This window comes from Lacibacter sp. (genome assembly GCF_057361365.1).
In genome coordinates this window covers 15311-36546 of the sequence record NZ_JBMQSG010000021.1, presented here as the reverse complement: position 1 = coordinate 36546, position 21236 = coordinate 15311, and the positions used below count along the sequence as shown (strand labels likewise).

The 21236-nt window shown below is 40.8% G+C and carries 17 protein-coding genes; 5 read left to right on the top strand and 12 right to left on the bottom strand.

The window, feature by feature from the left end:
- The first annotated feature begins 300 nt into the window (after window positions 1-300).
- Entirely contained in the window at window positions 301-1077 is a 777-nt protein-coding gene (locus ACO1QW_RS17605; RefSeq protein WP_486260699.1) for a proline and serine-rich protein 1 family protein, read from the top strand.
- Between the two features lie 70 nt (window positions 1078-1147).
- Here the strand turns inward: ACO1QW_RS17605 and ACO1QW_RS17600 are convergent, their stop codons facing one another.
- The 11 genes from ACO1QW_RS17600 to atpG form a co-directional block, all read right to left on the bottom strand.
- A complete protein-coding gene (locus ACO1QW_RS17600; protein ID WP_486260698.1) occupies window positions 1148-1657 on the bottom strand; it encodes a hypothetical protein in 510 nt (169 codons plus the stop codon).
- Window positions 1658-1712: 55 nt separating this feature from the next.
- On the bottom strand, window positions 1713-2345 hold the full coding sequence (locus ACO1QW_RS17595) for a class I SAM-dependent methyltransferase (protein WP_486260697.1): 633 nt from the start codon (window positions 2343-2345) through the stop codon (window positions 1713-1715).
- Window positions 2346-2354: 9 nt separating this feature from the next.
- Window positions 2355-2927 (bottom strand): pentapeptide repeat-containing protein, encoded by a 573-nt coding sequence (locus tag ACO1QW_RS17590; protein ID WP_486260696.1) that lies wholly within the window; start codon window positions 2925-2927, stop codon window positions 2355-2357.
- 120 nt (window positions 2928-3047) lie between these two features.
- On the bottom strand, window positions 3048-3923 hold the full coding sequence (gene sucD / locus ACO1QW_RS17585) for a succinate--CoA ligase subunit alpha (RefSeq protein WP_486260695.1): 876 nt from the start codon (window positions 3921-3923) through the stop codon (window positions 3048-3050).
- A 121-nt stretch (window positions 3924-4044) separates the two neighbouring features.
- Window positions 4045-4890, bottom strand: a complete 846-nt coding sequence (locus ACO1QW_RS17580) for a DUF4198 domain-containing protein (RefSeq protein ID WP_486260694.1) — start codon at window positions 4888-4890, stop codon at window positions 4045-4047.
- Window positions 4891-4948: 58 nt separating this feature from the next.
- Complete coding sequence (locus ACO1QW_RS17575; RefSeq protein ID WP_486260693.1) at window positions 4949-5758, bottom strand: ABC transporter ATP-binding protein; 810 nt, start codon at window positions 5756-5758, stop codon at window positions 4949-4951.
- Between the two features lie 3 nt (window positions 5759-5761).
- The gene (locus ACO1QW_RS17570) at window positions 5762-6430 is read right to left on the bottom strand and encodes an MlaE family ABC transporter permease (RefSeq protein WP_486260692.1); all 669 of its coding nucleotides are present in this window, start codon (window positions 6428-6430) and stop codon (window positions 5762-5764) included.
- A 267-nt stretch (window positions 6431-6697) separates the two neighbouring features.
- On the bottom strand, window positions 6698-9043 hold the full coding sequence (locus ACO1QW_RS17565; protein ID WP_486260691.1) for an NADP-dependent malic enzyme: 2346 nt from the start codon (window positions 9041-9043) through the stop codon (window positions 6698-6700).
- 127 nt (window positions 9044-9170) lie between these two features.
- The gene (gene lysA, locus ACO1QW_RS17560) at window positions 9171-10379 is read right to left on the bottom strand and encodes a diaminopimelate decarboxylase (protein ID WP_486260690.1); all 1209 of its coding nucleotides are present in this window, start codon (window positions 10377-10379) and stop codon (window positions 9171-9173) included.
- A 178-nt stretch (window positions 10380-10557) separates the two neighbouring features.
- Window positions 10558-11511: an SMC-Scp complex subunit ScpB gene (gene scpB / locus ACO1QW_RS17555; protein WP_486260689.1), complete on the bottom strand. Its 954-nt coding sequence runs from the start codon at window positions 11509-11511 to the stop codon at window positions 10558-10560.
- A 93-nt stretch (window positions 11512-11604) separates the two neighbouring features.
- The gene (gene atpG / locus ACO1QW_RS17550) at window positions 11605-12492 is read right to left on the bottom strand and encodes an ATP synthase F1 subunit gamma (protein ID WP_486260688.1); all 888 of its coding nucleotides are present in this window, start codon (window positions 12490-12492) and stop codon (window positions 11605-11607) included.
- A gap of 169 nt (window positions 12493-12661) precedes the next feature.
- Between atpG and ACO1QW_RS17545 the strand changes: the two genes are divergently transcribed.
- On the top strand, window positions 12662-13402 hold the full coding sequence (locus ACO1QW_RS17545) for a DUF3667 domain-containing protein (protein WP_486260687.1): 741 nt from the start codon (window positions 12662-12664) through the stop codon (window positions 13400-13402).
- 49 nt (window positions 13403-13451) lie between these two features.
- Here the strand turns inward: ACO1QW_RS17545 and ACO1QW_RS17540 are convergent, their stop codons facing one another.
- Window positions 13452-16301, bottom strand: coding sequence for an outer membrane beta-barrel protein (locus tag ACO1QW_RS17540; RefSeq protein WP_486260686.1), 2850 nt, complete (start codon window positions 16299-16301; stop codon window positions 13452-13454).
- A 408-nt stretch (window positions 16302-16709) separates the two neighbouring features.
- On the opposite strand from ACO1QW_RS17540, the gene secA reads away from it, so the two are divergent.
- From secA to ACO1QW_RS17525, 3 genes are all read left to right on the top strand, one after another.
- Window positions 16710-20042, top strand: coding sequence for a preprotein translocase subunit SecA (secA, locus tag ACO1QW_RS17535; protein ID WP_486260685.1), 3333 nt, complete (start codon window positions 16710-16712; stop codon window positions 20040-20042).
- A 77-nt stretch (window positions 20043-20119) separates the two neighbouring features.
- Window positions 20120-20779, top strand: coding sequence for a deoxyribose-phosphate aldolase (deoC, locus tag ACO1QW_RS17530; protein ID WP_486260684.1), 660 nt, complete (start codon window positions 20120-20122; stop codon window positions 20777-20779).
- 1 nt (window position 20780) lies between these two features.
- Complete coding sequence (locus tag ACO1QW_RS17525) at window positions 20781-21227, top strand: SPOR domain-containing protein (protein ID WP_486260683.1); 447 nt, start codon at window positions 20781-20783, stop codon at window positions 21225-21227.
- Window positions 21228-21236: the final 9 nt, after the last annotated feature.

Here is a 21236-nt window from a genome sequence, read left to right as displayed (position 1 = left end):
AATTTATTGCCACACAAGCGCTCAAGCAGTAAATCCTTTAACGAATCTTTATCAGCTTTCATTTTGCCTTTCCGTTTAAACCAACGTCTCATTTAAAAACAAGGAGGTGAAATGCAGCAAATAGAAACAAAACAAATCTGAACAGACAATGATGTTGCAAGGCAATATCCAATATTGAACAACAAATTAAATTAGTATCAAATGAAATGAGCCATACAAATTATCGAGTATTTTATACTAAAGGCAATGATAATTTTTTTGGCGAATAACATTTGGCTAAAAACCAATAAAATTGAACAAATGAAAAAGATTTTTACCCTTTTTAGTTTTCTCTTAATGGCAGTTGTAACCTTTGCTGCCTGGGATGATGCAAGGTTAAGTATTACCAGCGTTAGCAATGAGCCCATTCGTGTGTTAATTGATGGCCGACAGGTGCAGCAAGGTAACAGCCGGGAGATTCGTCTCAACAATCTTAATACCGGTAATCACCGTATCCAGATCTACAGCGTCAACAACAACAATAACAACAAACGCAGGGGTGGACTGTTTGGAAATAACAACCGGGAGAACCTGATCTACAACAGCAATATCAACGTACGCAGGGGAATGCATACAGATATTGTAATCAATCGTTTTGGAAAAGTATTTGTTGATGAAGAGCGTATTGATCAGAATTATGACGATGGCTGGAACAATAACGACCGCAATAATGGTGGTTGGGGCAATGGCAACGATGATCGCTGGGGAAATGATAACAGGAACGATAATGGATATGGTAACGGTAATGTAATGAGTTACGAGCGTTTTCAACAACTTAAACAATCTGTTGAACGTGAAAGCTTCGATAACAAAAAAATGGATTTACTCCGTTCAACAATGCCATATAACCGTGTAAGTGCTCAACAGGTACGAGAACTTGCCCAACTCATCCAGTTTGAACAAACAAGATTGGAACTGGCAAAGTTTGCTTATCGTTATACAACCGACAGAAACAATTATTTCGTGGTAAACGATGTGTTTAATTTCGGTAACAGTAAGACAGAGCTTACAAGATATATTTCGAGTTACAGAGATTAAAAATTTGAAGATCGTAAACAGAAACGCCCTATAAAAATGATCCCCCGATTGGTTTGGGGGATTTTTATTATTAATAGTTAATCGTGAAGGTAGCTGCAATTAGAATGATCAGAAGAATCAAGCCCCCCCCAAACACAATTCCGAGGATTGCTGGAATATTATGCGTGCCTTGTTTGTCGGCAAGTTTTCGTCTCTTTGATAGACTGACAATTCCCGTTATTACTGCAGTGACCATTAGTAGTAATGCAAAAATAGCCAGCACCTGAACCAGGCCATAGCTGGCGATGGCATAAAGTGGAAGGAGTATTATGGGTGCAGCTATTCCTGAAACAAGTGAAATAATACCGAGCCTGTTAACTAATCGTTTTGCTTTGTCTTCGTCAAACGTTTTTCTCAGTTTTCGTTCAATTATTTTTTTTAGAAGTCGATCTTTGAAAGATGGCTTTTTCATCTGCGGCATTTCAATACTGCTATTGATAGTGCTGATCAGAAGTAATGATGATGTTTTGCTGAACGTTTTTTCCGCAGTTGAAGAATGAGAGATAAGTAAACAAGCGAGGATAATGAGTAAGCGATACATGGCAGTAGTTTCCATTAAGATAGAAATTCTTCTTACTAAAAACAAGAGCGTGCGGTCAACCTTTTTTCCGGAAGAGTAGTGTTAGCAATCGTGGCATATTTTTATGATCGTCATCATCAAAGTATTCGGCAATGCTTACCAGTTGCATGTTTGCTTTCTCGGCCGCATTGGTAAAGTCTGTTATATGATGATTAAAGCAAGTGACAACCTGCGTGCCTGCATCCGTCTCAAATCTTGCTTTACTTCCGCTGTATTGTTTAAAAGGATGCAATTCGCTGATGTATAAATGCCCGCCATCTTTCAAAGCAGCTGCAGCTTTCTCCAAAACAGGTTGTAATAATTCAATATGTTCCAACACTAAACTAAAACCAACGAGATCAAATTGTTTGTTTACAAAATCCCATGGCTTTGTAATATCGGCCTGTGTAAATGTTACTTTGGCGGAATCAAGTTTCTCTTTTGCTTTTGCCAGCATTTCTTCACTGAGATCAACTGCAGTAACCGTGGTTGCTTTTTCCATCAGCCACAATGTATTCTTCCCCGTGCCACAACCAATTTCCAGGCAGTGCTCAAAGCTGAGAGGCGATAATGTTTCTCTTAATGATCTTGCTTCAAGATCACGGGTTTTATTTTCGTTTGTATCGTATTGTTGTGCCCAGCTGTTGTAGGCCTGTTGTACGTCGTTCATAAAAATTATTTAGTCAATGATGAGATCATACTTATCCAGCAATCCGCTCAACGTAGTAGCAGAAAATTTCGCCTTCTTTAATTTGTTGCGTTCGGGATCAATGGAAAAATTCACAGCAGTTCGAAGATCCGCTTTTTCAAGAATAGTATTGTCAAACACTGCCTGCAACAAATTGCAATTGCCAAGGTCAGTTGCTGTTAAATCCGTTTCCGTAAAATCAACTTCCTGCAAGCTGCAGTTGCTAAAGCGGGTGTTTTTCAATTTCACTTTATAGAAAGTAGAAAAGTTGAGTATGCAGTTGATAAAAGTGACGGTTAACAGAAATTGGTTACAATCTTCAAAACGAAGGCCCATCATTTTACAATTGGTAAAACTCGTTTCCTGGAAGGAGGTGCCATTGATGTTTGCCGAGCTCAGGTTGCAATTATCAAACTTACAATCAATGAAAGTATTTTTTAAAAGAGTAGTTTCTGCAAAATTACAATTGGTGAAACTGCAATTTTCATAATCGCCGGTGGGTAATTGCCTGGTATTGTAATCGATGCCGTCAAATTGTTTGTCTTGTTCGTAAACTCTTTCCATATTATTAAAGTTATGAATCTGAACACTCGTCACAAAAACATGAAGACGCAGGAAAACCAGAAATAAAAAAGAAACCCCGCAATTACATTGCAGGGTTTCAATATCTATTCTAAAACGTTCTTACTTCTTCTTCAACACCTCAGCCATTGTTTTACCAATATCAGCAGGACTTGCAACTACATTAATTCCGCACTCGGCCATGATCTTCATTTTCGCTTCAGCTGTATCTTCCGCACCACCAATGATTGCACCAGCATGTCCCATTCGACGGCCGGGAGGCGCTGTTTGTCCGGCAATAAAACCAACCACAGGTTTCTTTGCATTTTCTTTATACCAACGTGCAGCTTCAGCTTCCATGCCACCACCAATTTCACCAATCATTACCACTGCATCAGTATTGTCATCGTTCATAAATAATTCCAATGCTTCTTTCGTAGTTGTTCCAATGATAGGATCGCCACCAATACCTACCGCAGTGCTAACACCCAAGCCAGCTTTCGCCACCTGGTCAGCGGCTTCGTAAGTAAGTGTTCCGCTTTTTGATACAATACCAATACGGCCGGGGATGAATACAAAGCCGGGCATGATACCAACTTTACATTCACCCGCAGTAATAACACCCGGACAGTTAGGTCCAATTAAACGTGTATTTGTTCCAACTAAATAATTTTTCGCCTTCACCATGTCCTGCACCGGAATGCCTTCGGTGATACACACCACCAGTTCAATACCTGCATTAGCAGCTTCCATAATTGCATCAGCAGCAAAAGCCGGTGGTACAAAAATGATACTCACGTTAGCACCCGCTTTCTGTACAGCTTCTTCCACCGTGTTAAACACAGGACGATCGAGATGCGTTGAACCTCCTTTACCCGGTGTAACACCACCAACGAGATTAGTACCGTATTCGATCATTTGCGTTGCATGGAAAGTACCTTCTGTACCGGTAAAACCCTGCACAATTACTTTGGAGTTTTTATTAACGAGAATGCTCATGAGAATTGCTTTGTTTGGTGGCGCAAAGATAGGGGATGATGATGTAGGATTTGAGATTTACAATTGCAGATTTGGGGCTTTCTGCTTTATTACAAAAACGAACAATAGTTCCTTGTCTTTCTCATCTCGCCATTGAAGTAACCTTGTTCTTCCCGATATAGCCCCAGGTTAAACTTCCCCAATAGCTTTGCCATCCCGCATCCAACGATGTAGAGTTAGGTTCATCGGCAACTCTTTCCATTGCAATACAACTCAACATCCATTCACCTGTTGTTTTAACTGTGAAACTAATCTCGCCTTTAGAGTTGCTGATATACGATGTGTCTTTTACTTTGGTTAAGATCTTATGCCATACACGTATTTTGGCATTTACCAGCGGCTTTCCTTTAAACAGCACTTTTACTTTTAATGTATCACCATTATTAAGCTTATAAGGATGGGAGAGTGGAATAATATCCACTGGCAACGTTGTTGGTTTTTTGTACACTTCGGTTTTAAGTGCACCCACCTGCACAATTGTTTTTACCGAGCGTTGGTAAAACTCTCTGCCAACAGAATCTGTTTGGTTATTTTTTTTGCGATAATCAATAGCATATTGCAATCCTTCTGCGGTAAGGTAAGCGTTGAATTCTTTTGCTTCCGTTTGCAAGAAGGAGTTAAGGTTGTTGAAGGTAGCCATTGCTGTGCCTTCTTCATGTAAAGAGAATTGTAAGGAGTCGCCATTCTCATCGCTAAGTGCATCGCTTAGGTCATCAACAATATCGGCATAGTAAAGATTAAGCTGCTTTACTTTTTCCTGGTTACCTGTCCAGTTTGCGCCTGTAAATGATTCGCCGCTTTTAAACCGAATATTGATCTCATCTGTGCGGGAAAAAATATATTGCTGTGGCTCAAGCCAAAACTCATGTGCAAGTACAGGAATAATAAATGAAAAAGAACAAATGAATAAAAGTGATTTATAATTCATGAAGTTCTGTTTAAATACACAATTGGTATTGCACTGCTTCACAAAAACGAAGCGGAAATTACTTCAACAGTTTATCCATGTCTCTATCGTCACTGATCTTGCCTTTTGCTTCGAGCATACGCATGTCTTTGGCATCCTGTAAAAAGTCGGAAGCGAAAATGAATTGATTCAGTTCCTGGTTTTTACTGAAGATGATGTCTTTATTAGAGCCTTCCCATTCTTTATGACCCTGGTGCATGAAAATGATCTTATCGCCAATTTCCATTACACTATTCATGTCGTGAGTGTTCACAACTGTTGTCATTCCAAATTCTGTCGTGATCTCTTTAATGAGTTTGTCAATCACTAATGATGTTTTTGGATCGAGCCCTGAGTTAGGTTCATCGCAAAACAAAAATTTGGGTGTGAGTACAATAGCACGTGCAATACCTACACGTTTCTTCATACCACCACTGATCTCTGCAGGAAATTTATTATTTGCTTCAGAAAGATTTACTCTTGCCAATACTTCGTTTACCTTTTCATGTTTTTGCTTAGCTGTGAGTTTGGTAAACATATCTAGTGGAAAGCGTACATTCTGTTCAACAGTCATTGAATCGAACAAAGCAGAACCCTGGAACAACATGCCAATTTGCTGACGCAACATTTTCCGGTCTTCTTCATTCATAGTGGTAATGCTTGCACCATCGTACAACACTTCGCCACTGTCTGGTTCAAACAAACCAATTAAACATTTCATCATCACCGTTTTACCACTTCCACTTGCACCAATGATGAGATTGCACTTGCCTGTTTCAAGCGTGGCCGATACATCATTGATGACCGTACGATCGGCAAAACCTTTGGTGATATTTTTTATCTCGATCATGTGTTAAAGCAATATAGCAGCCAATGCATAATCGGCCAACAGGATTAAAATACAACTTACAATTACACTTTTTGTACTTGCACGACCGATTTCCAGTGAACCACCTTCTACATGATATCCGTAGTAGGCGGGTACGCTTGAAATAATAAATGCATAGGTATATGTTTTGCTTAACGCAAACACAACGTTATAAGGAATAAAATCTTCGAGCAAACCATCGTTGTAAATTTCGGGTGGAAGAATACCGGATAAAGATCCGGCCATTTTACCGCCCCAGATACCAAGCACGGCAGCCAACACAACCAAACAAGGAACCACAATTAACGCAGCAACAATTTTTGGCAAGATGAGATAGGTTTTTGTATTGATACCCATGATCTCCAATGCATCGATCTGTTCGCTGATACGCATATTACCCAACTCCGATGCAATACGTGAACCCACCACACCAGCCAGCACTACGCAAATAAGAGTAGGTGCTAATTCAAGAATGATATTGTCACGTACAATAATGGCAATAACTGTCTTAGGAATAAGTGGGGTAATAAGCTGGTAAGCTGTTTGCACCGTTGTTACCGCACCAAGAAAAATAGAAATGATCACCACAATGCCAACTGAACGTATACCGATCTCGTTACATTGATGCATCAACTCTTTCCAGTAAAGACGCATATTTTCCGGTTTGGAAAACATGCCCTTGATCATTAACAGGTAACGGCCCAAGTGTGTGAAAAAATTCATAGTTAAATTTCAATGGTACCCCGATAGCTATCGGGAAGTCAATGCTCATTAATTTAATAAGCATTGAAGGTACAATTCAAAATGCAAACCCCAAGTTTGCGCCTGTAACGGCACAAACCTGGGATTCATTGCCAAATATTATTTGATAGTTGCATTTAAACAACTAACTAAAAACTATAAACCAAAAACCAGCAACTCTTATATTTCATGGCTCACTTTACGAAACCTTTTCCACCATGGTGATTTTTTGACAGCTTCCTGTGTATTGCTCTTTGTTTTCATTTGAGCATCAACAACGGAGATCAACACCATATTGAAAATAGAACGCACCGAACTTCCCAATTGTAAAATGTGTACAGGCTTTTTCAACCCAAGTAAGATCGGCCCGATAGCATCAGCTTCACCAACTTCCTGCAATAAATTGTAAGCGATATTTCCACTTGCAAGGTTGGGGAAGATCAACACATTCGGTTCGCCATTCACCAATTCACTGAACGGATAATTTTCTTTTAATATTTCTTTGTTGAACGCAACAAGCGGTTGCACTTCGCCATCGCAAACAAGATTAGGTTCACGCTCTTTAACGATGTCTCTTGCTTTTGCCACAACCTTTGCTTCATTACTATCGCTGCTGCCAAAGTTTGAATAGCTGAGCATGGCCACACGAGGTGTAATACCAAATGACCGTACTTCTTTTGCCACGAGTTGTGTAATGTCAGCAAGCTCATCGGCACGTGGATTAAAATTCACTGTTGCATCAGCAAGGAATAATGGTCCACGCTTGGTAAGCATGATATACATACCGGCGATCTTGCGCACATTTTCATCTTTACCAATGATCTGCAATGCAGGTCGTATAGTATCGGCATATTTTCTGCTCAATCCGCTGATCATCGCATCAGCGTCACCTGTTTCCACCATCATACAACCAAAGTGCGTACGTTCTTTCATGGCTTTGGCTGCTTCGTAACGGTTCAAACCTTTACGCTGGCGCTTAAGGAAAAACTGGTCACCAAATTTTGTACGGAACTCTTCCATCTCTTTGCTCTTTGGATCAAGCACAGGAATACCTTCCAGTTCAATGCCATTTATCTCAGCAATTTCATTGATGTTCTTTACATCACCCAATAAAATTGGATAAGCCACACCTTCTTCATAAGCAAGCTGTGCAGCTTTCAACACTTTTACATTTTCTGCATCAGCAAATACCACACGCTTCGGATCTTTTCTTGCTTTGCTTCCAATTGCGCGCATCAACTGGTTATCGATCCCAAGACGATGGTTAAGAATATTCTCATACTCTTCCCAATTAGTAATAGGATGTTGTGCCACACCGCTATCCATTGCTGCTTTTGCAACGGCGGGTGCTACATAACTCAGCAAACGTGGATCAAGTGGTTTGGGAATAATATAACTTGGGCCAAACGAAATATTGTTTTCGTTATAAGCCATGTTTACAATATCAGGCACAACAGTTTTTGCAAGTTCAGCTAATGCTTTTACTGCGGCCAGTTTCATTTCTTCATTGATGGCTGTAGCACGTACATCCAACGCACCACGGAAAATGTAAGGGAAGCCAAGCACATTGTTGATCTGGTTCGGGTAATCACTACGACCGGTTCCCATGATCACATCTTTCCTTGCTTCTGTCGCATCTTCATAAGAAATTTCAGGATCAGGATTTGCCATAGCAAAAACGATTGGGTTCTTGGCCATGCTCTTCACCATGTCTTTCGACACCACATTTCCTTTACTCAATCCAATGAACACATCGCTGTTCTTCATTCCTTCTTCCAGCGTCATTGGTTTGCTTTTGATCACAAACAACTGCTTCTGTTCATCAAGATCGGTTCTGCCATCGTGGATCAACCCTTTACTGTCGAACACTTTGATGTTCTCTTTCTTTGCACCGAGTGCAACATATAATTTAATACAGGAAATAGCTGCAGCACCTGCACCATTCACAACGATCTGTACTTTGTCGATCTTCTTTTTCTGTAACTCCAATGCGTTCAGCAAAGCAGCAGCGCTGATGATAGCCGTACCATGCTGGTCATCGTGCATCAAAGGAATTTTCATTTCCTCTTTCAAACGCTGTTCAATATAAAAGCACTCAGGAGATTTAATGTCTTCGAGATTGATACCACCAAAAGTTGGTTCCAGCGCTTTTACGATCTGCACAAATTTCTCCGGATCTTTTTCGTTGATCTCGATATCAAACACATCAATATCAGCAAAAATCTTGAACAACACACCTTTCCCTTCCATCACCGGTTTGCCGGCTTCGGGACCAATATCTCCAAGACCTAACACAGCAGTACCGTTACTGATAACAGCAACCAGGTTTCCTTTAGCAGTGTATTTATAAACATCTTCGGGGTTGCGGAAAATTTCCATACATGGATCTGCAACACCGGGTGAATAAGCCAACGACAGATCACGTTGGGTTTTAGCTTCTTTTGTTGGAATAACTTCAATTTTTCCCGGTCTTCCTTTGGCATGGTACTCCAATGCCTGTTGCCGGCGCAGTTCTTCTTTGTTCATACGTTTAAATTAATCAACAATCGTGTTAACCTTACTAAGGCTGGCAAGGTACGAAAAGAATGAAAAGTGGATTTTCAGCCGAAAAACGCACTCTTTGATTCGAAAATTACAAGCGGAATCGATACGATCAGGCAGGAATATTCTTCAACAGATCTTCAAAGCTTTCTCTTTTGCGAATTAAGATTGCATCACCATCTTTCACCAACACTTCAGCAGGACGATAGCGTGAATTATAATTACTGCTCATTTCAAAACCATAAGCACCTGCGTTATGAAAGCAGAGCAAATCGCCTTCTTTTATTTCAGGCATCATGCGGTCATTGGCAAACGTATCTGTTTCGCAGATATAGCCCGTGATCATATGCTTTTTTTCCTCGCCGTCAACGTTTGAAAGATTTGTGACATGATGATAGGCATCATACATCATTGGGCGAATGAGATGATTCAATCCCGTGTTAACACCTGCAATAATGGTATCAGCATTTTGCTTGATAACATTTACCTCAGCAAGTAAGTAACCACATTCACTCACTAAAAATTTACCAGGCTCAAACCATATCTGCAATTTTCTATTGTTTGCGAGTGGATGTGCATCAAATGCCTGTTTTAATTTTTGACCTATCGATGCAACATCGGCTGTTTTTTCGCCGGGTATATAAGGCACTTTAAAACCACCACCAAGATCGATCACTTCCAGTTCAGGAAAATGGGGAATGAGATCAAACAGCACTTCAATACCTTTTACAAATACATCGGCGTCTTTAATTTCACTGCCGGTGTGAATATGCAATGTGCGGATGAAAATATTATTTGCTTTTACAATAGCTTCCAGTTCGCCGATTTGCTCAACCGGGATACCGAACTTACTTTTATTATGACCAGTTGAAATTTTTATGTTGCCGCCGGCCATGATATTGGGACGAAGCCTTACACCAACAGGATAACTATGCCCGTACTTCTTACCAAACTTTTCGAGGTTCGATAAACTGTCAATGTTTACATGCACACCTGCTTCAACTGCTTCTTCAATTTCAGTAAATGAAATGCCGTTACTGGTGTACAATACATTTTCCGGAGCCACGCCTGCATGCAATGCCAGTTTTACTTCGTTGATGCTGCTGCAATCGATATTGCAACCAAGGCTGTTGAGGTAACGGACAATATGAATATTCGTAAGAGCTTTTGATGCATAAAAGATGCGTGTATCCAACACAGAAAAAGCCTGCACCAATGTTTCGTATTGCTGCTTTATTTTTTCGGCATGATAAACGTAAACGGGCGTGCCATATGTTGATGCGATCTGCTGTAAAAGATTGGTTGGGATAGAAGGAGTCATGTGTCGATGTTGCTAAGCTGCGAATTTAGTTGAAAAACAGGTCGGGACGCTAAAGCGGCCTGAACGATCATTTATTTTATTTCACGCAATCCCGATAGCTATCTGGACGCAAAGAAGCAAAGGCGCAAATGGTTTATTCTAATAAAAAAAGTCCTGCAACCTGCAGGACTTTCTATGATTAATCTTTTTTCCCTTCTTCGTCTTGTTCTTCTTCTACATCATCACTTTCTTCGGCCTCATTTTCTTCCTCTTCTTCTGTTTCTTCATCTGAATCAATTTCTACTTCTTCTTCAGCTTCCGCCTCCTCTTCAGCTTCTTCATCCATCTCTTCTTCCTCAGTGTCAGCTTCCGTCTCTTCTTGCTCTTCTATTGTTTCTTCGTCGGTAATGGTTTCTTCAGTATCAACAGCATCTTCTTCACTCATTGATTCTTCTTGTTGCGTTTCTTCCTCATTAGTCACTGGTTGCTCTAATAACTCACCATTCTCAGTTACAACAAATGTTTCGTTCGACGAAAGTTCTTGTTCTTCTTCACCTGCTACATTCAATGTATCGCTTTGTACACCTGTTGGATCGATAATATCTGTCGAAATGATCTCTTTGATCTTGGGCAAGTCTTCAGGAGAGTTGATGCCAAAATAATCCATGAACGAACGTGATGTTCCATATACCAATGGATGGCCTGGAAGTTTTTCGTTTCGTCCAAGTATAACGATCAATTCTTTTTCTAATAATTTCTGAACAGCATAATCACAACTCACACCACGTATCGCTTCCATTTCACCTTTGGTGATCGGTTGCTTATAAGCAATGATCGATAACGTTTCCAATGCAGCGGTACTTAAACGCTTTAGGAATTTATCGCCATTGATCTGTGCAACTGTTTTGTGATAATCTTTCTTTGTAAGGAACTGCCAGCCGCCACCGCTTTCTCTCACTTCAAACGGATAAAACTCCGCAGCATATTTTTCTTTGATGGCTTCAATTGCGGCTTCTGTCTGGTCGAGACTTGCACGGTCTTCAATAAAACCTAATGCACTGTTCACAAGATCGCAAAGCTCCAATGTAGTAAGCGGACGCTCAGCCGCAAAGATCAGCGCTTCAATATGAGGGATGATGACACTTAGTTCCATTCGTAATTTGAAAATTTGAAAATTGGAGAATTTGAAAATTAAATGAAATCCTCCAATCTTACGTAATTGCTTTGTCCGCTTTTTGGAACAAGCTTATCCGTTCAATGCCGCTGCACCGCTTACGATCTCTGTAAGTTCCGTTGTAATAGCTGCCTGGCGTGCACGGTTATAGCTGATGCGGAGTGAACGCAACAATTCGTTGGCGTTGTCACTCGCTTTGTCCATCGCTGTCATACGTGCACCATGCTCAGATGCATTGGCATCAAGCACAGCTTTGAATAATTGTGTATTGAGGATCTTCGGCATTAACTCAGTAATGAGTTCTTCCTTGCCTGGTTCAAAAATGAAATCAGATTTGGTTTTAGTAGCTGCTCCTTTATTTTCCACTTTAGGAATAGGGAGGAAGCGTTCCAGTTTAAATTCCTGTGTTGCGGCATTTTTAAACTGGCTGTACACCAATTCAACCACATCAAAATCGCCTTTTACAAAAGCTTCCATTGCTGCAGATGCGGCTTTTTGTACATTCTCAAAAGAGAGTTGAAGAAAAATATCTTTATAAGCCTCGCTGGTTTTAAAACCACTGCGTTGCATGGCTTCAGTACCTTTTTTACCGATGCCCCAAATCACTACATTACCCTTGCTGTTTTGCTCAGCATATTTTTCCGCTACAGTTAACTTGGCGAGCTTCACAAGGTTGGCATTGTAACCACCGCACAAACCACGATCGCTGGTAACTAATATGATCAACACTTTATTTACCGGACGCTCAGCCGCCAGTTTCATGTTCACACTGCCATCGCTGTTGCTCACAATATTGCTGAGCATATCCTGCAGCTTTTGTGCGTAAGGACGCATTTGAATAATGGCATCCTGCGCTCTACGAAGTTTAGCAGCGCTCACCATTTTCATGGCTTTGGTAATTTGCTGGGTGCTTTGCACACTCTTTATCCTGTTACGTACCTCTTTTAATTGTCCGGGCATTCTTTAAACGTTTATTTTCAGGCCGCAAAGGTAATGGAAACGGGTTTACAAGTGCAAGCCCGAGGCGAAATTGTGGAAAAGCTGAAAGGCTTTTTTTGGAGCTAAGGAATGGGTGCTTTTTCGGGGTAAATGAGCCGATTTTCCTATTTTCACCCGAGCCAAACTGCTTATGCAACCAACCAATTGTTTAAACTGCGGTTCCGCATTGGAACCAACCTACCGCTTTTGCATCCAATGCGGGCAAAAGGCCGATACCCACCGGCTCAATTTCAACCATATCTGGCACGACCTCATCCACGCCTTTACCCATGCTGATAAAGGAGTTTTTTCGCTCATCTGGCAACTGGCTTACAAGCCGGGGTTTGTGGCAAGGGAATACGTGGAGGGAAAACGAAAGAAATATTTCAACCCGTTTACCTTTATTATTCTCGTAGTTGGGTTTGCTTCGGTGATCCTTGTCAGTTCCGGGTTCAGCAATTTTGCCGGCAGCTCAAAAGTGCCGGTTAATCCTGTTTCGACTTTTCTCAACAAGCATGTGAACCTTGTCATTTTTTTGAATATCCCCTTTTTGGCGTTATTCAACCGGTTGCTGTTTCAAAGAAAAAAAATGAACTATTCAGAAAACCTGGTACTGGCTGCCTACACTTCGGGTGAACGGTCCATCTTTTTTAGCGTGGTAATTGCACCTGTCTGGGTCCTTTTTCATCCTCCCTTTTACCCGTTTCTTGCTTTTTATCTTATCGCCTGGTGGGGTTATTATGGGTGGGCCTGTTCACAATTTTATGAGGGAAGAAAATCTGTTCTGTTTTTAAAAGGATTGCTTTCGGGCCTTCTTACGCAGTTGGCAACCGTATTCCTCGTGTCGCTGATATTTGTGATCTACTTTTCTTTCTTTTATAAACGACATTAAAAAAGCAGCCACAAACCGTGGCTGCTTTTTTAATTATGCATGTGATAAATTAATTGTCGTTTATCATCATTCTGTCTCCGCCGCCCATCCTGCGCATGTTATTTTGCTGAGGCTGCGTTCCGGTAAACTTATTGAGACGATAAGTGAAGCTCAGCATGAAGTATTGTGTAAGCCTGTTTGTTCTTGTATCAGTAATAAAGTTACTGTTGATGCTACGGCTCACATTGGTATTCTGGTTGAAAATGTCGAAACCTGCCAGGCGGAAGATTCCGTTTTTCTTTTTGAACACTTCTTTTTCAAGCGATGCATTCAACAGTGCAATATTCTTTTGAACACCTGCAGCTAACCCTTGGTTAATGGTGTAATCAAAGTCCCAACGGAAAATAAATCCGGCACCTAAATCAAAACGTGCGTCACTGCTTATTGTCCATGTACTTTGAGTTGTTTCAGAACCTCCTGATTGCGTGAAATCTGCATAGTTCAGATTATATCTTCCACCTGTTACTAATTCTAACCAAGGGAGATTGAATTCAAAGTTTGCACCCTGGCTATATAACCAGTTTTTACCAATAGTGCGTTCGCTGTCAATCAAACTCACGTTGTTATTGTAGTTCACCATACTATTGGCGCTGATCACATATTTCCTGTTCTTAAATGGTCGTGAATAAGTAGTAAAGAGATTGGCATTGTAATAACCATCCACATTTTCAGGACGGGTTAACTGCACACCTGTTAATTTTCCATTCGCATCTCTGTAACGGATGGTATTGTTTACGATCTGGTCGTTCACAAAGTTGAAGCCAAGGTTAACAAGGAAAATGCGTCCGGAACTAAAATTGAAGTTATTAAAGTTGGAATTGAAATTATGACTGGTTGAAGGACGTAATAGCGCATTACCAACTGTTGGGTTTTGAGCATCACTATAGTCAGGAACAGGTTGTAACTGTTCAAAATTGGGCTGGCGTGCACTTCCGTTATAATTAAAGTTCAACGATTTTGTGCGGGTGAAATTGTAAGTAAAACGAGCTACAGGGAACCAGTTAAAGTTTTTAATTGGCTTGTATGAACTGTCTTTATTAATATCATAACCTCTCATTAAAACCGGTTGAAAGATCACACCCAAAGAATAGTTGTATTTCTTTTTTACGGTACGAATGCTTGCTCCAATACGGTTGTAGTCGAAATTATTTTCGTAGGCATTACTCAAAGAATCAATTAAACTGTAATTGCCGGTCAAAGGTAACTGCACGTAGTTCCGTCGATCGTTGGTGCCAAAGTTTTTATTGTAATTATAATTCAGATCAAGAAAACGATCTGCTGCAATTGGTTCAGTATAAGTTGCACGAACATTAATACTCTTGTTGCGGTTATCCTGGATAATATTCTGGTTGAAAACAGAATCTTTTGGCGTCCCGGTTAAATAGTAAATTGATTCATTATTGGTGAACTGGTCACTTTCGTTCGAAGAAAAATTGATATCGCTGTTGAATGAAAAATTGCGTCCACGTTTTTTGAAGCGATGGTTATACAACAAATTACTTCTGAAGTTCGGACGCTCAGACAACGATGAGTTTCTGTTGTTACCCGACTGGATCATATTTGTAAGACTATCCCTGAAAATATCAAAATCATTAAATGAGCGGTTATTACCGTCTGTGTAAGTGAAATTGGGACTGAACTTGATATAGTTAAATGAGTCGATCCATAATTCAAGATTTGCAAAAGCACGATGCGTACCGTTTTTGTTTAAAGAATTGCGATCTGAATTTTGTAAGATGCTGCTTCTATCTGATTTGGTACCGTTACTTTGTTGTGCACTGTACTGTTCAATAGTAGTTGCCCTGTGCGAATAAGTATAGCTTCCATAAAACGAATTACGTTTTCCAAAATCATTTCGATAGTTTAATCCAACTGAATTCAACTTGGTGATACCGTTTTGATTGGCGCCACTATTATTACCGCCACCGCCGCCGCCGAAGTTCATAGCCATACCACCACGACCACCGCCTCCGCCTCCGCCACCACCTGTATTACCACCACCGCTGCTACCATCTTGCTGGAACGTGGACGTGTTTACGTTGTTGCTGTTTGCAATAAGTGATAATTGCTTGCTGTTATTAAAACGGTTTACAGTAAGTGCTCCGGTATATCGGTCATTGGTACCATAACCAGCCTGGGCACGACCAAAAACACCTTTATTCTTATCTTTTTTTAACTGAAGATTGATCACTTTCTCAGGCTCACCATCACGAATACCCGATACTGTTGATTGATCACCATAGTCATCAATTACCTGCACTTTATCGATCATATCTGCAGGAATTTCTTTAGTGGCTGTTTTAGGATCGCCTGTAAAGAAATCTTTTCCATTCACTTTTACACGGGTAACCTGTTTGCCCTGGGCGGTAACATTCCCTTCCCTGTCCACCTGTACACCCGGTAATTTCTTCAACAACTCTTCAGTTGTAGCATTGGGCTTGGTTTGAAAGGCACCAGCACGGTATTCAACCGTATCTTCTTTCATAGTTACTGCAGGTGCCTCAATCACAATTTCTTTCAGGTCGAGGTAGGAGTTCACCAACACCAATTCCCCGAGATCAATATTGGATACGCCTGCCGAAGGTTTAAAAAATTCTTTGATCATGGGTTTGTAGCCAGTGTAGCTCACCACAATGGAATAAGCCGATGCAGGGATTTTAGCAAAACTGAATTCACCTTTTGCATTGGTTGAAGTACGTAATGTATCGGTGGGTGAACCTTTTTCTACCAGCTTCACCGTGGCTTTATCAAGTCCTTTTGAACCAGTTGAATCGGTTACTTTCCCGGTTATGCCGGCTGTTTGGGATTTTGCAGATACGGATGCACTGATGATAAGGACTAGGAGTAGTAATTTCTTCATAAACATGTTTGAAATGCGAAATACGAAATTTTTCGTCAATATTTTATTTTTCGAATTGTTAAATAATAGACGAGAACGCCGGAAAAAGTTTGCTCTCCCTTTCTGAATAAGGACAAAAGGCAAATCTATCGTTTTGCTGGCCTAAACTCGTCCGTGTTGGAGGGTAAACTCATTTTAAAGAAAAGTATTGTACTGTTTTTGTAATTGCAGCAGGATATAAAACCATGGTTTCTACAGCTTTGATCATCATTTATTGTAAAAAACGGCCCTGCCTACTCAATAGTTAATCATTACCTTTGTCGCCCTGTAAAAAAGGTGCTTCTGTCAAATTGGCTTTGATTAAAACCTTGCATTGTATTTGACACAAAGAAGCTTTAATTAAAATAATTGACTCAATAATCAATACACATGTTAGGATTTTTATCGAAACTGTTTGGTGGCAGTAAAAGCGAAAAAGACGTTGAAAAGCTTACGCCAATTGTTGAAAAAACCAACCAGTATTTCCAGCAATATCAAAGCTTAACCAATGATGAACTCCGTAATAAAACGCAGGAGTTTAAACAGCGCATAAAGGCTCATCTTACAAGCATTGATGAAGAGATCGCTTCCCTCACAGTAAAAGCCGATGCTTTTACAGAAGACCAGATACAGGAAAAAGATGCTACTTACCAGGAAATAGATAAACTCCGCAAGGAAAGAGATAAAAAAATTGAAGAGGTGCTTGCCGAAATTCATCCCGAAGCATTTGCTGTGGTGAAAGAAGCGGCACGTCGTTTCACTAATAATGAAGAACTGCAGGCAACAGCTACGCAGCTTGATAAGGATCTTGTTGTAAAACGTCCTCACATGCGTATTGAAGGCGACCAGGTGTTTTACAAAAAATCATGGATGGCAGCGGGTGGACAAGTGACCTGGAACATGGTACATTATGATGTGCAGTTAATTGGTGGTAGTGTGCTTCACCAGGGTAAGATATCTGAGATGGCTACCGGTGAAGGTAAAACGCTGGTATCAACATTACCTGCGTACCTGAATGCATTGCCCGGCGAAGGTGTACATCTTGTAACCGTGAATGATTACCTGGCCCGCCGTGATAGTGAATGGAACGGAACCTTGTTTGAATTCTTAGGACTCACAGTTGATTGTATCGATAAACATCAACCTAATAGTGAAGATCGTCGCAAAGCTTACATGGCCGATATTGTTTACGGAACCAACAATGAATTCGGTTTCGACTATCTCCGTGATAACATGGTGGTGAATACCACAGAAAAAGTACAACGCAAGTTGCACTTTGCTATGGTGGATGAGGTGGATAGTATTTTAATTGATGAAGCACGTACGCCATTGATCATTGCAGGTCCAGTTGGAACAGGCAGCAATGAGCAACAGTTCTTCAATATGAAGCCACGTATTGAAAAGCTCGTTGAGGCACAGAAACGTTTAGCCCAGCAATATTTAAATGAAGCGAAGAAATCAATCGCTGAAGGTGATGATGATCCGAAAACTGGTGGTCTTGCATTGATGCGTGCATGGAGAGGTTTACCGAAGTATGGTCCGTTGATCAAATATTTAAGTGAGCCCGGTATAAAAGTGAAATTGCAGAAAGCAGAAAACTATTATCTCGCCGATCAGCAAAAAGAAATGCCGAAGGTTGATGAAGGATTGCTGTTTCATATTGATGAGAAAAGCAATTCAGTTGATCTTACCGATAAAGGTTTGAGTATGATCACCAGGGATAATGAAGATCCCGATTTCTTTGTATTACCTGATATCAGTACCTCACTTGCAAACCTGGATAGAAGTGATCTTGCGGCTGAAGAAAAATTACGTCAGAAAGAAGTTTTCTTAACTGAATATTCAGCAAAAGCAGATCGTATTCATACCATCCTCCAAATGTTGAAAGCATATTCACTCTTCGAAAAAGACGTGGAATATGTGGTGTTAGATGGCCAGGTGAAAATTGTGGATGAGCAAACAGGTCGTATTCTCGATGGTCGTCGTTATAGCGATGGCTTACACCAGGCAATTGAAGCGAAAGAAAACGTACACATCGAAGCAGCTACACAAACTTACGCCACCATCACCTTGCAGAACTACTTCCGTATGTATCACAAGCTTTGTGGTATGACGGGCACTGCCGAAACAGAAGCAGGTGAATTCTGGGATATTTATAAACTCGACGTTGTAAAAATTCCTACCAACCTGAATATGATCCGTGACGACAGGCAGGATCTGGTTTACAAAACCAAGCGTGAAAAATACAAAGCTGTTATTGAAGAAATTGAAGTGATACGTGCAGCCGGCCGTCCGGTACTTGTTGGTACTACTTCGGTTGAGGTGAGTGAATTGCTGAGTAAGATGCTGCAGGTGAAAAAAATTCCGCACAATGTATTGAACGCAAAACAACATGCCCGTGAAGCACAGGTTGTTGCTGAAGCAGGTTTGCCAAGTGCAGTAACTATTGCAACAAATATGGCTGGCCGTGGTACCGATATTAAACTCGGTGCCGGTGTAAAGGAAGCCGGTGGTTTGGCTATTCTCGGTACAGAACGTCACGATAGTCGTCGTGTCGATCGTCAGTTGCGTGGTCGTGCCGGTCGCCAGGGCGATCCCGGTTCATCACAATTCTATGTTTCATTGGAAGATGACCTGATGCGTATGTTCGGTAGTGATCGTATTGCCGGCATGATGGATAAACTCGGTTACAAAGAAGGTGAAGTGATCCAGCATAGCATGATCACCAAATCAATTGAACGTGCACAAAAGAAAGTAGAAGAAAACAACTTCGGTATTCGTAAGCGTTTGCTGGAGTATGATGATGTCATGAACAAGCAGCGTGGTGCGGTGTACACACGCCGTAACCATGCATTGAGTGGTGAGCGTTTAACGCTTGATACAGATAATGCATTTTATTCTGTGGCTGATGGATTGATCGCTTCATTTAAAGAACAGAACGATCATGAAGGATTTAAGATGGCCTGTATCATCAACTTTGGTATCGATACACAAATAACTGCAGAGCAATTGGATAAAGCCGATAGCAATACGCTTGCAGAAGCTCTGTACGTGGAAGCAAAAACAGCCTACCTGCGTAAGTGCGATACATTAAAGAAAGATGCATTGCCGGTATTCCAGAATATTAAATCAACACAAGGTTCGCACATCGAAAACGTATTTGTTCCTTTCAGTGATGGCAAACGTGGTTTACAGGTGTTAACGCCAATGAACAAAACCATTGAATCAAAAGGAGCAGAGTTGGTTAGTGCATTGGAGCGCACAGCAACACTTGCATTTATTGACGAAGCATGGAAAGAACATTTACGTGCAATGGATGATCTGCGTACTTCTGTACAGAATGCAACCTACGAACAAAAGGATCCGTTGGTGATCTATAAAGTAGAAGCATATACTTTGTTTGAACAGTTGAACAGCGAGATCAATAAGAACATCGTTTCCTTCCTTGCACATGCAGGATTACCTGTTGAGGAAAATAATGCAGGACAAATTCGTGAAGGTCGTCAGCAAAAAACCGATATGAGCAAAATGCGCCAGCGCAAAGAAGATATGGTGGCTGCAGGCACTGGCGGTTCTGAACTGATGGAAACACCGGATTATTATGATCCTTCTGAAAATGTAAAACAGGAGCCGATCATTACCGGTCCAAAGATCGGGCGCAACGATCCTTGTCCTTGCGGCAGCGGTAAAAAATATAAACAATGTCACGGTAAAGATTTATAAATCAAACCTCCTTCGGGAGGTTTTTTTAGCTGCTCAGCATTCTTTTTTTCTAGCTATTAAAAAAATACATTTGCCGCATGAACATTGCTTCTTATATCGATCATACCATTCTTAAGCCAACAACTCTCATCAGTGATATCGAACAACTTTGCACCGAAGCAACCGTGTACAATTTCGCAGCAGTTTGTGTACCTCCTCCGTTTACAAGGTTTGCAAAGGGCTTAGTTGGTGGTTCCAATGTAAAAACGGCCACAGTTATCGGTTTCCCTTTTGGTTATTCAGCCATTGAAGCAAAGGTTACTGAAACATTATTGTCGATCGTGGATGGAGTAGATGAAATTGACCTGGTAGCAAATATTTCCGCAATTAAAAACGGCGACTGGAATTTTGTAAAGCATGAAGGCGAGACCATCATCCCCATGGCGCATAAAAAAGAAAAGCACATTAAGATCATCATCGAAAGCGGCGTACTGACAGATGATGAGATCATTCGTTGTTGCGAAATCTATTCCGAACTTGGCGCAGATTTTGTAAAAACTTCAACTGGTTATGCCGAAAAAGGTGCAACTATTGAAGCGGTGCAACTAATGAGGAAGCATTTACCGTCTAACATCAAAATCAAAGCATCGGGTGGTATCCGCAATTACGCTTTTGCCAAACAGTTGATAGAAGCGGGAGCAGATAGATTAGGTTGCAGTTCCAGCGTAGCCATTGTAAAAGAAAGTTTGAACTACTAGTATGAAAAAGATCTTCCTGTTTTGTTTAGTTGCAGGTTTTGCTTTCATGAGCAATGCCCAAACCGTTGTTGACACCGTGGGAACTAATGTATTTGTTGTGAAAGACAGTCGCTTTGATTTGCTGGTAAAGAAAAAAGCAGAGATCAATAAAAAATCTGCCGATTCAAAAAAGCCAAGCAGGGGTTATCGAATACAGGTACTCAATACCACCGACCGTAACCAGGCTCTGGCCACCAAATCAAAATTGCTGACGCTTTATCCTGAGCAGAAAACATACCTCATGTACACCGCTCCTTATTTTAAAATACGCATAGGCAATTTTGTAGAAAAAGGCGAAGCCGATGAACTTAAAAAAGAACTGGGCCGCATGTTTCCCACTGGCGTGTTCGTAATTCCAAGCGAAATTGAATACAAAGCACCGCCTGATAAAGAAGAAAATATTAAGTGATAGCATGAT

Bases quoted from the DNA above. Each gene is read 5' to 3' on its own strand.
- ACO1QW_RS17605 (WP_486260699.1), top strand. From the start codon at position 301: ATGAAAAAGATTTTTACCCTTTTTAGTTTTCTCTTAATGGCAGTTGTA.
- ACO1QW_RS17600 (WP_486260698.1), bottom strand. From the start codon at position 1,657: ATGTATCGCTTACTCATTATCCTCGCTTGTTTACTTATCTCTCATTCT.
- ACO1QW_RS17595 (WP_486260697.1), bottom strand. From the start codon at position 2,345: ATGAACGACGTACAACAGGCCTACAACAGCTGGGCACAACAATACGAT.
- ACO1QW_RS17590 (WP_486260696.1), bottom strand. From the start codon at position 2,927: ATGGAAAGAGTTTACGAACAAGACAAACAATTTGACGGCATCGATTAC.
- sucD (WP_486260695.1), bottom strand. From the start codon at position 3,923: ATGAGCATTCTCGTTAATAAAAACTCCAAAGTAATTGTGCAGGGTTTT.
- ACO1QW_RS17580 (WP_486260694.1), bottom strand. From the start codon at position 4,890: ATGAATTATAAATCACTTTTATTCATTTGTTCTTTTTCATTTATTATT.
- ACO1QW_RS17575 (WP_486260693.1), bottom strand. From the start codon at position 5,758: ATGATCGAGATAAAAAATATCACCAAAGGTTTTGCCGATCGTACGGTC.
- ACO1QW_RS17570 (WP_486260692.1), bottom strand. From the start codon at position 6,430: ATGCGTCTTTACTGGAAAGAGTTGATGCATCAATGTAACGAGATCGGT.
- ACO1QW_RS17565 (WP_486260691.1), bottom strand. From the start codon at position 9,043: ATGAACAAAGAAGAACTGCGCCGGCAACAGGCATTGGAGTACCATGCC.
- lysA (WP_486260690.1), bottom strand. From the start codon at position 10,379: ATGACTCCTTCTATCCCAACCAATCTTTTACAGCAGATCGCATCAACA.
- scpB (WP_486260689.1), bottom strand. From the start codon at position 11,511: ATGGAACTAAGTGTCATCATCCCTCATATTGAAGCGCTGATCTTTGCG.
- atpG (WP_486260688.1), bottom strand. From the start codon at position 12,492: ATGCCCGGACAATTAAAAGAGGTACGTAACAGGATAAAGAGTGTGCAA.
- ACO1QW_RS17545 (WP_486260687.1), top strand. From the start codon at position 12,662: ATGCAACCAACCAATTGTTTAAACTGCGGTTCCGCATTGGAACCAACC.
- ACO1QW_RS17540 (WP_486260686.1), bottom strand. From the start codon at position 16,301: ATGAAGAAATTACTACTCCTAGTCCTTATCATCAGTGCATCCGTATCT.
- secA (WP_486260685.1), top strand. From the start codon at position 16,710: ATGTTAGGATTTTTATCGAAACTGTTTGGTGGCAGTAAAAGCGAAAAA.
- deoC (WP_486260684.1), top strand. From the start codon at position 20,120: ATGAACATTGCTTCTTATATCGATCATACCATTCTTAAGCCAACAACT.
- ACO1QW_RS17525 (WP_486260683.1), top strand. From the start codon at position 20,781: ATGAAAAAGATCTTCCTGTTTTGTTTAGTTGCAGGTTTTGCTTTCATG.